Annotated in this window: 13 protein-coding genes; 12 read left to right on the top strand and 1 reads right to left on the bottom strand. The window is 73.0% G+C overall.

Features of this window, described 5'->3' with window-relative positions; translation table 11 throughout:
* Positions 1–5: 5 nt before the first annotated feature.
* Entirely contained in the window at positions 6–1,100 is a 1,095-nt protein-coding gene (locus CS2_RS01295; protein WP_070318554.1) for an FtsX-like permease family protein, read from the bottom strand.
* 151 nt (positions 1,101–1,251) lie between these two features.
* Here CS2_RS01295 and CS2_RS01300 point away from each other — a divergent pair, with 151 nt between their 5' ends.
* The 12 genes from CS2_RS01300 (at position 1,252) to CS2_RS01355 (ending at position 13,817) form a co-directional block, all read left to right on the top strand.
* Positions 1,252–2,562 (top strand): sensor histidine kinase, encoded by a 1,311-nt coding sequence (locus CS2_RS01300; protein WP_070318555.1) that lies wholly within the window; start codon positions 1,252–1,254, stop codon positions 2,560–2,562.
* Positions 2,559–3,185 (top strand): LuxR C-terminal-related transcriptional regulator, encoded by a 627-nt coding sequence (locus CS2_RS01305; protein ID WP_070318556.1) that lies wholly within the window; start codon positions 2,559–2,561, stop codon positions 3,183–3,185. Before CS2_RS01300 ends, CS2_RS01305 begins: the two co-directional genes overlap by 4 nt.
* Positions 3,186–3,506: 321 nt before the next feature.
* Positions 3,507–3,782 carry a type II toxin-antitoxin system Phd/YefM family antitoxin gene (locus CS2_RS01310; protein WP_070318557.1) on the top strand — a complete coding sequence of 92 codons (276 nt, stop codon included), beginning with the start codon at positions 3,507–3,509 and terminating at the stop codon, positions 3,780–3,782.
* Complete coding sequence (locus CS2_RS01315) at positions 3,779–4,045, top strand: type II toxin-antitoxin system RelE family toxin (RefSeq protein ID WP_070318558.1); 267 nt, start codon at positions 3,779–3,781, stop codon at positions 4,043–4,045. Before CS2_RS01310 ends, CS2_RS01315 begins: the two co-directional genes overlap by 4 nt.
* A gap of 500 nt (positions 4,046–4,545) precedes the next feature.
* Positions 4,546–6,405 (top strand): molecular chaperone DnaK, encoded by a 1,860-nt coding sequence (gene dnaK / locus CS2_RS01320; RefSeq protein WP_070318559.1) that lies wholly within the window; start codon positions 4,546–4,548, stop codon positions 6,403–6,405.
* On the top strand, positions 6,402–7,037 hold the full coding sequence (locus CS2_RS01325) for a nucleotide exchange factor GrpE (RefSeq protein ID WP_070318560.1): 636 nt from the start codon (positions 6,402–6,404) through the stop codon (positions 7,035–7,037). The genes dnaK and CS2_RS01325 overlap by 4 nt, the downstream gene beginning before the upstream one ends.
* A gap of 150 nt (positions 7,038–7,187) precedes the next feature.
* Positions 7,188–8,174, top strand: a complete 987-nt coding sequence (locus CS2_RS01330) for a DnaJ C-terminal domain-containing protein (RefSeq protein ID WP_070318561.1) — start codon at positions 7,188–7,190, stop codon at positions 8,172–8,174.
* Positions 8,175–8,217: 43 nt separating this feature from the next.
* Positions 8,218–8,646: a heat shock protein transcriptional repressor HspR gene (locus tag CS2_RS01335; protein WP_070318562.1), complete on the top strand. Its 429-nt coding sequence runs from the start codon at positions 8,218–8,220 to the stop codon at positions 8,644–8,646.
* A gap of 183 nt (positions 8,647–8,829) precedes the next feature.
* Entirely contained in the window at positions 8,830–10,332 is a 1,503-nt protein-coding gene (locus CS2_RS01340) for a hypothetical protein (protein ID WP_156441935.1), read from the top strand.
* 55 nt (positions 10,333–10,387) lie between these two features.
* Positions 10,388–11,899 (top strand): hypothetical protein, encoded by a 1,512-nt coding sequence (locus CS2_RS01345; RefSeq protein WP_070318564.1) that lies wholly within the window; start codon positions 10,388–10,390, stop codon positions 11,897–11,899.
* 125 nt (positions 11,900–12,024) lie between these two features.
* Complete coding sequence (locus CS2_RS01350; RefSeq protein ID WP_070318565.1) at positions 12,025–12,990, top strand: ATP-binding cassette domain-containing protein; 966 nt, start codon at positions 12,025–12,027, stop codon at positions 12,988–12,990.
* Entirely contained in the window at positions 12,987–13,817 is an 831-nt protein-coding gene (locus CS2_RS01355; protein WP_070318566.1) for an ABC transporter permease, read from the top strand. Before CS2_RS01350 ends, CS2_RS01355 begins: the two co-directional genes overlap by 4 nt.
* The last annotated feature ends 129 nt before the right edge of the window (positions 13,818–13,946 follow it).

Raw genomic sequence — 13,946 nt, forward strand, 5'->3', positions numbered from 1 at the left:
GGTGCTCAGCGTGCGGCGAGAGCGGCGTGGGGGTCGATGGTGGTGATGCGGGCGATGGCCATGACTGCGCCGATCAGACCGAGGGAGATCAGGGCCGCCGCCGGGATCAGCGTCGTCGTGGTGGTGACGACCACGGGGACGACCCCGGACAGCAGGGTGGCGCCGACGGTGGCCAGCCCGGTGCCCAGGCCGACCCCGAGCAGCAGGACGACCAGCGCTTGGCCGATGGCGTCGCGCAGCAGGTAGCGGGTGGAGGCGCCGAGCGCCTTGAGGACGGCGATGTCGCCGAATCGGCTGATGGTCCAGACGGTGAAGAACGCGCCGACCACCAGCGCCGAGATCGCGATCAGGAACGCCTGCATGGTCAGCAGCGAGCCGTTCTCGGACGAGAACGAGCTGATCGCGGCGCGTGCCTCGCCGACACCCAGCGTCGTGGTGCCCGCGCCGGCGTCGGTGCGGCGGACGGTGTCGTCGTCGACGGCCCCGGTCACCGCGACGACGGTCGCGGTGTCCCCCTCGTCGGACGCGGGTGCTCGCCCGCCGATCGTCTGCCAGTCGGCCAGCGCGACCCACACGACGGGGGTGTGGGCGTAGGAGGCGTCGACGTCCAGGACCCTCTCCACGCGCAGGTCATGGCCCCCCAGGCTCACCGTGTCGCCGGCGGCCACCGACAGGGTGTCGGCAGCGCCCCGGGACACGGTCACCGTCGCACCGGTCGGCGCGGGCGTGTCGGCGGGCAGCAGGGTCGATCCCGGCTCGACGCCGAACGCGGTGACGGCGGCCGTCGTGGCCGCCGACTGCGCGCGTGTGGTCGCCACGCCGAGGAGCTCGGCGCCCTCGACACCGGCCGCTGCGGACCAGACGTCCCTCTGGGCGGAGGTGACGGTGGACGCGGTGAAGTCCGGGCTGCCGTCCGCCTCGGGCGTCGTGAACGCGAGGTGGTCGACCGGCAGGTCTGTGACGGCCGACGTCGACTCCCGAGCGAGGCCGGCGGTCAGCGAGGAGAGGAACGTGACGAGGAACGTGATCAGCGTGATCACGACGAGCATGAGGGCGAAGCGGCCACGGGCGTGGCGCAGGTCGCGCAGCGCGACGAACATGGGACCTCCTGGTCTGCGGGCTGCCACCAGCCTGCGCGGATCGGCGGTCCGGTCCATCGGCCCCCGGGGCGCACGTCCGCCGACGAAGGGTGGCCGCCCGGCTCCACCTTTCGGCCGATGCCTCACGCCTGGCCGTGGCTACCGTGGGGAGATGCGTGCGCAGACCCTGCCGTCGGTGACCCGGCGCCTGCTCGTCGGGCTCGACGTCCTGGTGGCCGGCCTGCTCGTCGTCGCGGTGCTGCGGACCTCCGACCCGGTCCCGCCGTGGGTCACCGTGCTGCCCATCGCGGTGTTCGCGGCCCTGTACGGGACGGGACGCGCCACGATCCGGGTCCACGACACCCCCCTGGACGCAGCTCGGGGCCGCTGGTGGCCGGCGGGCGCCTGGATCACCGCGCTGATCGTCTCCTGGGCCCTCCTGCTGCAGCTGAGCGAGGGTGCCCTGTGGATCGCCTTCCCCCTGATGCTGCTGCAGATGCACGTCCTCGGACCGCGCCGCGGGGTGCTCGCGGTGGTCGTCACCACCGTCGTCGCGGGCATCGACGGCATGCTGCAGCGCGCGCCCACGGACGCCTCCGTCGCCCCGGTGATCGGCCCCGTCGTCGGGGCGGGCGTCGCCGTGGCCGTCGTCCTGGGCCTCGAGGCGCTCGTGCGCGAGTCCCAGGAACGGCAGCGGATGCTCGAGGAGCTCGCCCGCGCCCGCGACGACGTCGCCGCCGCCGAGCGGGAGGCCGCGGTCGCGACCGAGCGGGAACGCCTGGCACGCGAGATCCACGACACCCTCGCGCAGGGCTACTCCGCGATCGAGCTCCTCCTGCGGGCAGCAGGGGGGAGCGTGGGGCACGACGCGACCCGCGCGCGCGCCTACATCGACCAGGCGCGCAGCACCGCACAGGAGAACCTCGCCGAGGCCCGCCGGTTCGTCCGCGCGCTCGCCCCGGCGGACCTGGACGGCACGACACTCCTCGCGGCGCTGCACCGCATCGCGGACAGGACCCGGGCGGCGGCGGTCACGTCCCCGGCCGCCGAGCACGAGCCTGCGGGGGCGGCGCCGGGATCGCTGATCGTGCGTGTCCGGACCTCGGGCAGGCCCCGGCCCCTTCCGGTGCAGGTCGAGGCCGCGCTGGTGCGCGTCGCCCAGTCGGCCCTGGCCAACGTCGTCCAGCACGCCGCCGCCCGGCACGCCACCCTCACTCTCAGCTTCCTGCCCGACGAGGTCATCCTGGACGTGGTCGACGACGGGCGCGGCTTCGACCCGGACCGGCAGGCCCCACCCGACCGGCCCGGCGGGTTCGGCCTCACCGCGATGCACTCCCGGGCGCGCGAGCTCGGCGGCTCCCTCACGGTCGAGGCCGGCCCGGGTGACGGCACCGCCGTCGCCGTCCGCATCCCCGTCCACGACGAGGACGACGCCGATACGGCCGCACCCACCCGCGCGACGCAGCACCAGGGGGACCGGTGATCGACGTCGTGCTCACGGACGACCACCCGGTCGTGCGCGCCGGCCTGCGGGCGGTCATCGAGAGCGAGCCCGACATGCACGTCGTCGAGGAGTTCAGCACCGCCGAAGCGCTCCTGGCCCACATCCGCAGCGGCGGACGGGCCGACGTGCTCCTCCTCGACCTCCAGTTCGGCCCGGGCCACCTCGGCGGCGCGGACGCCACCCGGCAGATCGTCCAGGCCGGCGGCCCACCCGTGCTGATCCTGACGACCTACGGCTCCGACACCGACATCCTCACCGCCGTCGAAGCGGGAGCGACCGGGTACCTCCTCAAGGACGCCCCCACCGACGAGCTCACCTCCGCCGTCAGGGCCGCCGCCGCCGGATCCGTGACGCTCGGCCCGGCCGTCCAGGCGCGGCTCGTGGACCGCATGCGCCGCCCTGGCGTCTCCCTCACGCTGCGCGAGCTCGAGATCCTCCGCATGGTCGCGCTCGGCCGCTCCAACGACGCCATCGCACGGGAGCTCTTCATCTCCCGTGCGACCGTGAAGTCCCACCTCGCCCACACCTACGACAAGCTCGGCGTCCAGTCGCGGACCGAGGCGGTCGCTCGTGCTCGCGAACGCGGCATGCTCCCGGGCTGACGCGGGCACGCAGCGTCTGGGGTCCCCTCGGCGTCGGGGCCATGACCTTCGCCCTGACACGGAGGTGAGACGGCGGCACGATCACCCTGGTGATCCTCAACCGCTCGACCAGCGCGGTGAACGGCGCCGTCGTCCAGGTGCCGCAGCTGGTCAGGTCGGCGCTCCACACGATGACGTCGTAGTGCTCCAGCCGGGCGCCCCGCACCACGGCCGTCAAAGGCAGCCAGGTGACGGTCGACGTCCACGACGGCTCGACGTGGAGCATCGTCGCCGGGTCGGGCGTCTTGCCGCCCGCCCTCGATCAGACTAAATTCTTGGTCTATGGATCAGGTCTCGCTCTCGGACGCCAAGGTCCACCTGAGCGCATACGCGCTTGATGTCGTGAACACGCACAACAGGCTCTCGATCACACGTCACGGACGCCGGGAGCTCGTTCTCATCAGCGCAGACGACCTGGACGCGCTCGAGGACACCCTCGAGATCCTGGCGTCCGAGCGGCTCATGGCGGACGTGGACCGCGCGCGTCAGGAGCTTGCGCGCGGCGAGGTCGACTTCGAGCGCCCGGACTGGTCCGACGTCTCCGACGACGCCACGTGAGCTACCGCGTCGGGTGGACGCCGACGGCGAAGAAGGGCATGAGGGGGTTGCCGCCGAAGATCAGGGACGCGGTGGACTCCTTCATCTACGGGCCGCTGGCAGACAACCCGCAACGTGTCGGCAAGCGCCTGCGTTCACCGCTGGAGGATCAGCACAGCGCCCGGCGTGGTGAGTACCGCGTGCGGTACGTCATCCACGAGGACGAGCGCACGGTCACCATCATGGGGGTCGACCACCGACGCGACGCGTACCGCCCGCACTGACCCGAGTCACGCGAGAAGGTGCGCCTCTGACCACTGGCCGGCCGATCGACATGGGTCCCCGTTGCTCACGCCCCCACGGGAGAACCGCCTCGACCTCGCAGTGACCAGCGCATGGGCCTGATGCACGAGTGGGCGACAGGCGGTCTCAGGCGGCGAGTGCGACCTGAGTGGTCATGATGGTCTCGAGCTCGATGGGTGCCAGCCGTCCGAGTAGGCGTTGTCGCCGGCGGAGGCGACGTGGCCCATCGATCCGATCAGGTCGTGGCCGCCCAGGACGCGGGCCACCTTGCGGCTGCGGAACTGGCTGCGGCCTTGGTCCCGGGATCCGACCGAGCGGGAACAACGACAAGTGCGTCAAGGTTGAGCCCAGCAGACTCAACTTCTCCCGCCTCGACTTGTCGAACGACGCGACGCCGTCGCAGACTTGAGCCAGGCGGGCTCAAGACGTCGAGCACTCCACGCAGCAGGAGCCCGCGAGGTTCCGGAAGGAAGGCACGCACATGGCACGAGCAGTCGGCATCGACCTCGGCACCACCAACTCCGTGGTCGCCACCCTCGAGGGCGGCGAGCCCACGGTCATCGCGAACGCGGAGGGGTCGCGCACGACTCCGTCCGTGGTGGCGTTCTCCAAGACCGGCGAGGTGCTGGTCGGCGAGGTCGCCAAGCGCCAGGCCGTCACCAACGTCGACCGCACCATCTCGTCCGTCAAGCGCCACATGGGCACGGACTGGACGACGACGATCGACGACAAGAAGTACACCGCGCAGGAGATCAGCGCCCGCATCCTCGGCAAGCTCAAGCGTGACGCCGAGGCGTACCTGGGTGAGCCCGTCACCGACGCGGTCATCACCGTCCCGGCGTACTTCAACGACGCCGAGCGCCAGGCCACCAAGGACGCGGGCACCATCGCGGGCCTCAACGTCCTGCGCATCATCAACGAGCCCACCGCCGCGGCCCTGGCCTACGGCCTGGAGCGCGGCAAGGAGGACGAGAACATCCTCGTCTTCGACCTCGGCGGCGGCACGTTCGACGTGTCCCTCCTGGAGGTCGGCAAGGACGACGACGGCTTCTCGACCATCGAGGTCCGCGCGACCGCCGGCGACAACCGCCTCGGCGGCGACGACTGGGACGCCGCGATCGTGGCGCACCTGGTCACCGAGGTGAAGAACACCACGGGCGTCGACCTGTCGAAGGACAAGATCGCGCTGCAGCGTCTGCGCGAGGCCGCCGAGCAGGCCAAGAAGGAGCTGTCGTCCGCGACCAGCACCAACATCTCGCTGCAGTACCTCTCGATGAGCGAGAACGGCCCCATCCACCTCGACACCAAGTTGACGCGCGCGCAGTTCCAGCAGATGACGCAGTCGCTGCTCGACCGCGTGAAGGCGCCGTTCCACCAGGTCATCCGCGACGCGGGCATCTCCGTGAAGGACATCGACCACGTGGTCCTCGTCGGCGGCTCGACCCGCATGCCCGCGGTGTCCGAGGTCGTCACCGAGCTGACGGGCGGCAAGGAGCCCAACAAGGGCGTCAACCCGGACGAGGTCGTGGCCGTCGGCGCCGCGCTGCAGGCCGGCGTCATGAAGGGCGACCGCAAGGACGTCCTGCTCATCGACGTCACCCCGCTGTCGCTCGGCATCGAGACCAAGGGCGGCGTGATGACCAAGCTCATCGAGCGCAACACGGCCATCCCCACCAAGCGGTCCGAGATCTTCTCGACGGCCGAGGACAACCAGCCGTCCGTGCTGATCCAGGTCTTCCAGGGCGAGCGCGAGTTCGCGCGGGACAACAAGCCGCTCGGCACGTTCGAGCTCACGGGCATCGCGCCCGCGCCGCGCGGCGTGCCGCAGATCGAGGTCACGTTCGACATCGACGCGAACGGCATCGTGCACGTGTCCGCCAAGGACCGCGGCACGGGCAAGGAGCAGTCGATGACGATCACCGGCGGCTCGGCCCTCCCCAAGGAGGACATCGACCGCATGGTCAAGGACGCCGAGGAGCACGCCGCCGAGGACAAGAAGCGCCGCGAGGAGGCCGAGACCCGCAACACCGCGGAGCAGCTCGTCTACCAGACGGAGAAGCTGCTGGCCGACAACGGCGACAAGCTGTCCGACGACGTCAAGGGCGAGGTCTCCGGTGCGGTGACCGACCTCAAGACGGCGCTCGAGGGCACCGACCTCGACGACGTCAAGGCCAAGCACGCGGCCCTGCTGACCGCGAGCCAGAAGATCGGCGAGGCGCTCTACGCCCAGCAGGACGCCCCTGCCGCCGACGCCCCCGCGGGTGACGCGGCCGGCCAGACGGCGTCCGACGAGGACGTGGTCGACGCCGAGATCGTGGACGACGAGGACGACAAGAAGTGACCGACGACCAGCACCCCTCGGGGTCGGGTGCGCCCGACCCCGAGGAGACCCCCCGTGTGACCGACAAGCGCCGCATCGACCCGGAGACCGGGCAGCTGCGCGAGCCGACCCCCGAGGAGGCGGTCCTGGCCGAGGCCGAGCAGGCCGCGGCCGCCGCCGAGGAGGAGGTCGTGCTCGAGGGTCTCGTCGAGGCGCAGAAGCTCGCCGCCGAGCGGCTCGACGACCTGCAGCGCGCCCAGGCGGCGCACTACAACCTCGAGCAGCAGTACAACGCGTACGTGAAGCGGTCCAAGGCCGAGGCCCTGGCCTCGCACGACCGCGGCGTCGCGGCGGTCGCCGAGGCGCTCATCCCGGTGCTCGACGACATCGAGCTGGCTCGCCAGCACGGCGACCTCACGGGGCCGTTCGCGTCGATCGCCGAGAAGCTCGAGGGCACGCTGCAGCGGTTCGGCGTCGAGCGCTACGGCGCCGCAGGCGAGCCGTTCGACCCCGAGGTGCACGAGGCGCTCATGCACGCGCACTCGGCCGACGTCACGGAGCCGACCGTGCAGCAGGTGCTGCAGCCCGGCTACCGCACGCCCGACCGGATCCTGCGCGCGGCGCGCGTCGCCGTGGTGGACCCCGAGGGCTGACGGCACCATCATCGTCACCACGCCCGGGGCGGCGGCCGGTCCGCCGGCCGCCGCCCCCGCAGCACCACGACGGAGCACCACCACGCACACCGCACGCACCACGCACCGACCGCCGCACGGCGGTCCGCAGCACGTCAGGAGGGAGGCGCCGTGACCGGCCAGGACTGGCTCGAGAAGGACTTCTACGCCGTGCTCGGCGTCCCCAAGGACGCCGACGCGGCCGCGATCAAGAAGGCGTACCGCAAGCTCGCGCGCCAGCTGCACCCCGACCAGAACCCCGGGGACGCGGCCGCCGAGGCGCGGTTCAAGGACATCGGCGAGGCGTACGCGGTCCTCTCGGACGCCGAGCAGCGCCAGCAGTACGACCAGCTGCGCGCCATGGCCGGCGGGGCCCGCTTCACCGCGGGCGGCCGCCCCGGTGCGGGCGGCGCGCAGGGCTTCGAGGACGTCTTCGGCGGCATGTTCGGCGGCGCCAACGGCCCCGGCGGCCGCGTCCGCTACTCCACCGGCGGCGGTGGCGGCAGCGGGTTCGAGGACATCCTCGGCGGGCTGTTCGGCGGCGGCGGGTTCGGCGCGCAGCGCGGCCCGCAGCCCGGCGCCGACCTCACCGCCACCACGACCCTGCCGTTCCGCACCGCGGCCGAGGGCTCGACGATCTCGCTGTCCGTCGAGGGGCGCACCGTCAACGCGCGCATCCCCGCGGGCGTGCGCGACGGGCAGAAGATCCGGCTGCGCGGCAAGGGACGCCCCGGCGACCCGGGCGCGCCCGCCGGCGACCTCGTCATCACGGTGCACGTCGAGCCGCACCCCGTGTTCACGCTCGACGGCAGCAACCTGCGCGTCACCGTGCCCGTCGCGTTCGACGAGGCCGCGCTCGGCGCGACCATCGACGTCCCGACGCTCGACGGCTCGACCGTGCGCGTCAAGGTGCCCGCCGGCACGCCGTCGGGCCGCACGCTGCGCGTCAAGGGCAAGGGCGTCACGACGTCGTCCGGCACGGGCGACCTGCTGGTGACCGTGCAGGTCGTCGTGCCGCAGAAGCTGTCCGCCGCGGCCAAGGAGGCCGTGCAGGCGTTCGGCATCGCGACGTCCGGCGAGGACGTGCGCGCCGACCTCATGGCGCAGGCACGCCGCTGACCGCAGGAGACACCAGGGGGAGAGGAGCGAGGGGAGGAGGACGATGGACGAGGACGCCAAGGTCTACGTGATCTCGGTCGCCGCACAGCTCGCCGGCATGCACCCGCAGACGCTGCGGCAGTACGACCGCCTCGGACTCGTCCAGCCCGCTCGCACGCGCGGCCGCGGCCGTCGGTACTCGATGCGTGACATCCAGGTGCTGCGCGAGGTGCAGCGGCTGTCGCAGGACGAGGGCGTGAACCTCGCGGGCATCAAGCGCATCCTCGAGCTCGAGGCCGAGGTGCGCGCCGCGCGCCGCCAGGTCGAGTTCCTGCGCACGCTCGTCGACCCCGGGCGCCGCGTGTTCCGCGCCGACCCCACGGGCAACGTCGTCGCCGACCGCCTCCACCCCCTCGCCGAGGCGGCCCCGAACCGTCGCACCGTGCGCTGGGCGCCCCGCCAGCTCACGCGCGGCCCGTCCCGCGCCGACTGACCCTCCCGCCGTCACGCCGCTGCCGGCCGTGGTGCTCCAGCGGCCCCGGTGGTCAGGGCGTCGGCTCACCCGCTACGCCTACCGGGTGACACCCGCACGGACGGTCCCTGCCGGGCGTGCCCCGGCGGTACTGTCGGCCCGGCGCGAGCCCGTCGCGTCGTGGTCTGCCACGAAGAGGTGCCCGTGCGCGCTGCCCGAGCCGTGCCGACCGTGCTCGCCGTCACCCTCCTGCTGACTGCGCTCGGGGTCGCGCCCGCGACGGCGGGCCGTCCGTGCGTCGTCACGTTCCACGGTGAGACCGTGGAGGGCACGATCTCGTCGCCACCGCTGCCCGGCATGACCGTCGACGTGGTCGGGACGTACGACGACGCCGACCTCGGCGTGGTGGCCACGACGACCTCCGACGCCGGGGGCGGGTTCGCATTCGCGTTCCCGTGCGTCGCCGCCTCCGCGGTGGTCCGCGTCACCGATCCCACGGGCTACTACCCGGTGACGTACGGCACGGCGAGCTCGGACGTCGAGCACGCCGAGGGCATGTGGCTCGGGGAGGGCGTCGACCTCGGCGCGAGGAGCGTGCGGCTCACCCCTCCCGGGCGCTTCGTCCCCGTCGAGCCCACCCGGGTCATCGACACGCGGGACGACGCCGAAGGGCCCCTCGGCCCGGGGGAGCGGGCGCGGTTCCTGCTCGACGACCTCCCCGACGACGTCAACGCCGTCGTCCTCAACCTCACCGCCACACGGGGCACCGCGCCGACGAGCTTCGTCTCCGCGCTCTGGTACGAGCACGCCGAGCCCGACACGAGCGTCCTCAACCCGTCGGCGGGCCGCGACGTCGCCAACCTCGTGACGCTCCCCGTGAGCAGGTACAGCGAGTCCGGCCAGTACGAGGTGATCCTCTACAACAACGCCGGATTCACGCACGTGGTCGCCGACCTCGCCGGCTTCTACTCCATGGTCGAGGGTGCGGGCTTCGAGCCGGTCTCCCCGCAGCGGGTGCTCGACACGCGGTCGACGACGCCGCTGGGTCCTCGCACCACGCGCGACCTCGTGCTCGCCGGCCCGGGTGGGCACGCCCCGCCAGGCGCAGTCGCCGTCGCGGTCACGATCACGAGCACGCGTGCGACAGCGCGCACGTCGTACGTGTCCGCCTACCCCAGCGACGCCCTGCACGGCACCTCGACGAGCGTCCTCAACGCCTACCGCGGCGACGACGTGCCCAACCTCGCCGTCGTCCCGCTCGGCGCGGACGGCGCGATCACCCTCTACAACGACCAGGGGACGACCCACCTGGTGGTCGACGTCGTGGGCTGGTTCGTCGAGACGGGCGGAGCCGACTACTACCCGATCATCGCGCGCCGGGCGGACGGCTCGGGGCCCGCGGGGCCCGGTTCCACCCTGAGGTTCTCGGTGCAGGACGTCGGGGCGACCGTCCGCGACGACGCGGTGGCCATGGCGCTCACGCTGACGACCACACGGGCGCGCACGCCCTCGTTCCTGACGGTCCACCCCACGGGACAGGCGCGGCCGTGGGCCAGCAACGCCAACGCCCGGCCGGGCGCCGACGTGGCGACCGGCGTCCTGACGGCGCTCGGGCCGGGATTCTCCGTGTACAACGACCGGGGGCCGCTCGTGGCGCTCGTCGACGTCAGCGGCTACTTCGCCGTGAACGGGCCAGCCGGTGACTGACACGGCCCCGTCGCCGCGTCCACGCGGCGCACCAGCGGGTGACGAGAGGTGCGACGTGCGTGCGCGGCGGTGGTGGGCGAGATGCCTCACGGTCCTGCTGGTCACCGCGGCCGGCGTCTCGGGTGCGTCGACGGCCACGGCGGCGGGCTGCGTGGTGACCGTCACGGGGACCCTCACCGATGCCATCACCGGCGCGCCCGTCAGCCGCGGTCACGCCTGGATCGTGAACGCGGACGGCTCCGGCTACTTCGGGCCGGGCCCCGAGTTCGCGTCCGCCGAGGCGGACGCCTCCGGCCGGTACAGCGTGACCCTGCCGTGCCGTCCCGGGGACGCGGTCGTCGCCGCAGCCGGCGGGTACGAGAAGGCGGGGTACTACTCGACGCACTACGGGCGCAACGCCACCGACATCGCGCACGCGCAGCTGTTCTCCCTGCGGACGAGTCGCACGATCGAGGGTCAGGACGTACTGCTGACCCCTCCGGGCTGGTTCGTCCCGAAGACGCCCACCCGTGTCGTCGACACCCGACGTGACGCGTCCGGTCCTCTCGGTCCGGCGAGCTCCCGGAGCTTCCCGCTCCCCGGGCTGCCCGCCGACACCACGGCCGTCGTGCTGAACGTGACCGCCACCCGCGGCACCGCCCGGACGTCGTTCGTCTCGGTCGTCGACGAGGGCAGCCGTACGGTCCCGACGCAGAGCGCCCTGAACACGGTGGCGGGCCGAGACGTCGCCAACCAGGTCACCGCACGGGTCGTGCCGCCCCGGATCAGCGGCCGGACGGAACCCCGCGTGACGCTCTACAACAACGCGGGCTCGACCCACCTCGTCGCCGACCTCGTGGGCTACTACGCGACGTCGGCGGGAGCGGGCCTGGTCACGGTCGACCCCCGGCGTGCGCTCGACACCCGCAGCACCACGCCGCTGCGTGCGGGCGAGACCCGAACGCTGCCGCTGGCGCCGCCGCCCGGCGCGGTCGCCGCGGCGGTCACCGTGACGTCGACACGGGCCACGGCGCCGACCTCCTACGTCTCCGTCTTCCCCGCCGGTGATCCCGGCGGCCCGTCGACCAGCACGCTCAACGCCTATCGCGGTGACGACGTCTCCAACCTCGCCGTCGTCCCGCTCGGGGACGACGGCGCGATCGCCCTGCGCAACGACCAGGGCACCACCCACCTCGTGGTCGACGTCGTCGGCTGGTTCGTCGAGGGCGAGGGGGCCGCGTACTACCCGATCAACCCCAAACGGGCCGACCAGCCGATGGGGGTGGGGCCCGCCCGCTTCGTCATCACCAACCCGGACGTCGAGATCAGCAAGTTCCCGGCGGCGCTGCTGCTGAACCTGACGAGCTCCAGGACGACCCTGCCCACCTACGTGGCGGCGTGGGACGACACGTACCCCCGACCCGCGACGAGCGTCGCCAACGCCCGTCCGGGCGCCGACGTCGGCACCGCTGTGCTGCTGCGGTCGAGCAGCGCGACGAACGCCACGGTGACCGTGGGCAGGGGGTACTCGCTCGTCATGATCGACGTCACCGGCTACTTCGCGGTCCCCGGCGGGGAGCCGTCGTAGCGGCCGGCCCGGCGGGCCTGAGAGGGCGCCGACGCGTGTGACCTCGCGCGCGCCGCCGGACGGGCCGGGCGGCCGTGTCAGCGGCGTGTCGGCGCCGTGTCGGCGACCCCGCGCACGGTGGGGCCATGACCACAGACCTGGTGATCGAGGCCGAGGGCCTCACCAAGCGATTCGGGTCGACGCAGGCGCTCGCCGGTGTCGACCTCGTCGTGCCGCGCGGCACCGTGCACGGCGTGCTCGGGCCCAACGGCGCCGGCAAGACGACCGCCGTGCGCATCCTGTCCACCCTGCTCACGCCCGACACCGGCACGGCGCGCGTCAACGGGCTCGACGTCGTCCGCGACGCCGCGCGCGTGCGACGCAGCATCGGCCTGACCGGCCAGTACGCGTCCGTCGACGAGGACCTCACCGGCCGGCAGAACCTCGTGCTGTTCGGCACGCTGCTCGACCTGGGGCGCACCGGCGCCCGCGCCCGCGCCGCCGAGCTGCTCGCGTGGTTCGACCTGGCCGACGCCGCCGACCGTCCCGCCAAGACGTACTCGGGCGGCATGCGCCGCCGCCTCGACCTCGCGGCGTCGCTCGTCGGCCGGCCCGACGTGATCTTCCTCGACGAGCCCACGACGGGCCTCGACCCCGCGAAGCGCGAGGACATGTGGGACGTCGTGCGGCAGCTCGTGGCCGACGGCTCGACCGTGCTGCTCACGACGCAGTACCTCGAGGAGGCCGACGCGCTGGCCGACGAGATCACGGTCGTCGACCACGGGCGCGTCATCGCGCACGACACCCCCGACGGGCTCAAGCGCGTCGTCGGCGGGCAGACCCTCGAGGTGCGGCCCGCGGACCCCGCGCGGCTCGCCGACACCGCCGCCGTGCTCGCGCACGTCACGACCGGCGCCCGCCCGGACGAGATCCGCAAGGGCGTGCTCGCCGTGCCCGTCGCGGACGACGCCGCGCTCACGGCGACGGTCGAGCGGCTCGCCGCCGCGGGCGTCGCCGTCACCGAGCTGTCCCTGCACCTGCCGAGCCTCGACGAGGTGTTCTTCACGCTGACCGGCCGCACCACCGCGGCCACCGAGGAGGTGGCCGCATGAGCGCCACGACCCTGACGCCCGCCCCCCGCACCGCCGGCCCCGACGCGGCCGCGGCGCCCCACCACCGGCCGTTCGCGCTGGTGCGCCACTCGGCGGCGCTCGCGAAGCGCTCGCTCATCAAGACGTGGCGCACGCCCGAGGCGCTCATCGACGTCACGCTGCAGCCGATCATCTTCCTGCTGATCTTCGTGACGATCTTCGGCAACGCGGTGGCCGGCAGCACGAGCGACTACCTGCAGTTCCTGCTCCCCGGGATCCTCGCGCAGACCATCGCGCAGGGCGCCATCGCGATCGGCGTGAACCTCAACGTCGACCGCGAGAAGGGCATCTTCGACCGCTTCAAGTCGCTGCCGGTGCCGCGCAGCGCACCGCTCATCGGTGCCGTGCTGGGCGACGTCGTGCGGTACGTCATCGTCGCCGTGGTGACCCTCGCGACCGGGTACGCGATGGGCTTCCGCATCGGGACCGACGTGTGGCACGCGGCCGCCGGGTGCCTGCTCGCGGTGCTGTTCGCGCTGTCGCTCAGCTGGGTGTCGGTGTGGGTCGGCATGCTGGCCCGCACGTCCGGCTCGGTGCAGGGGATCATGTTCCTGCTGGTCATGCCGTTGACGTTCGGGTCGAACGTGTTCGTGCAGACCGGTGACCTGCCCGGCTGGATGCAGGGGTTCGTCGACGTCAACCCGTTGACGCACCTCGTGGAGTCGATGCGCGGGCTGTTCCTCGGCGCGCCCCTGGGCGACCACGTGTGGTGGACGCTCGCGTGGTGCGTCGCCATGGTCGCGGTGTTCATGCCGCTCGCGCTGCGGGCCTACCGCCGGCGCGTCTGAGGCGGCTCGGCGGCGGGCGGCGCCGCGGTCGGCACCCAGGGGGCCGTGAGCTCCCGGAGGCGGGCCGCGGTCGCCGTCGCCGTCGTCCCGGCCAGCGCGCGCTCGCGGGCCGCGACGGCGTCGCCGTCG

This window comes from Cellulomonas iranensis NBRC 101100 = JCM 18110 (genome assembly GCF_001552375.1).
In the GTDB taxonomy this organism is placed as follows: Bacteria; Actinomycetota; Actinomycetes; order Actinomycetales; family Cellulomonadaceae; genus Cellulomonas; species Cellulomonas iranensis.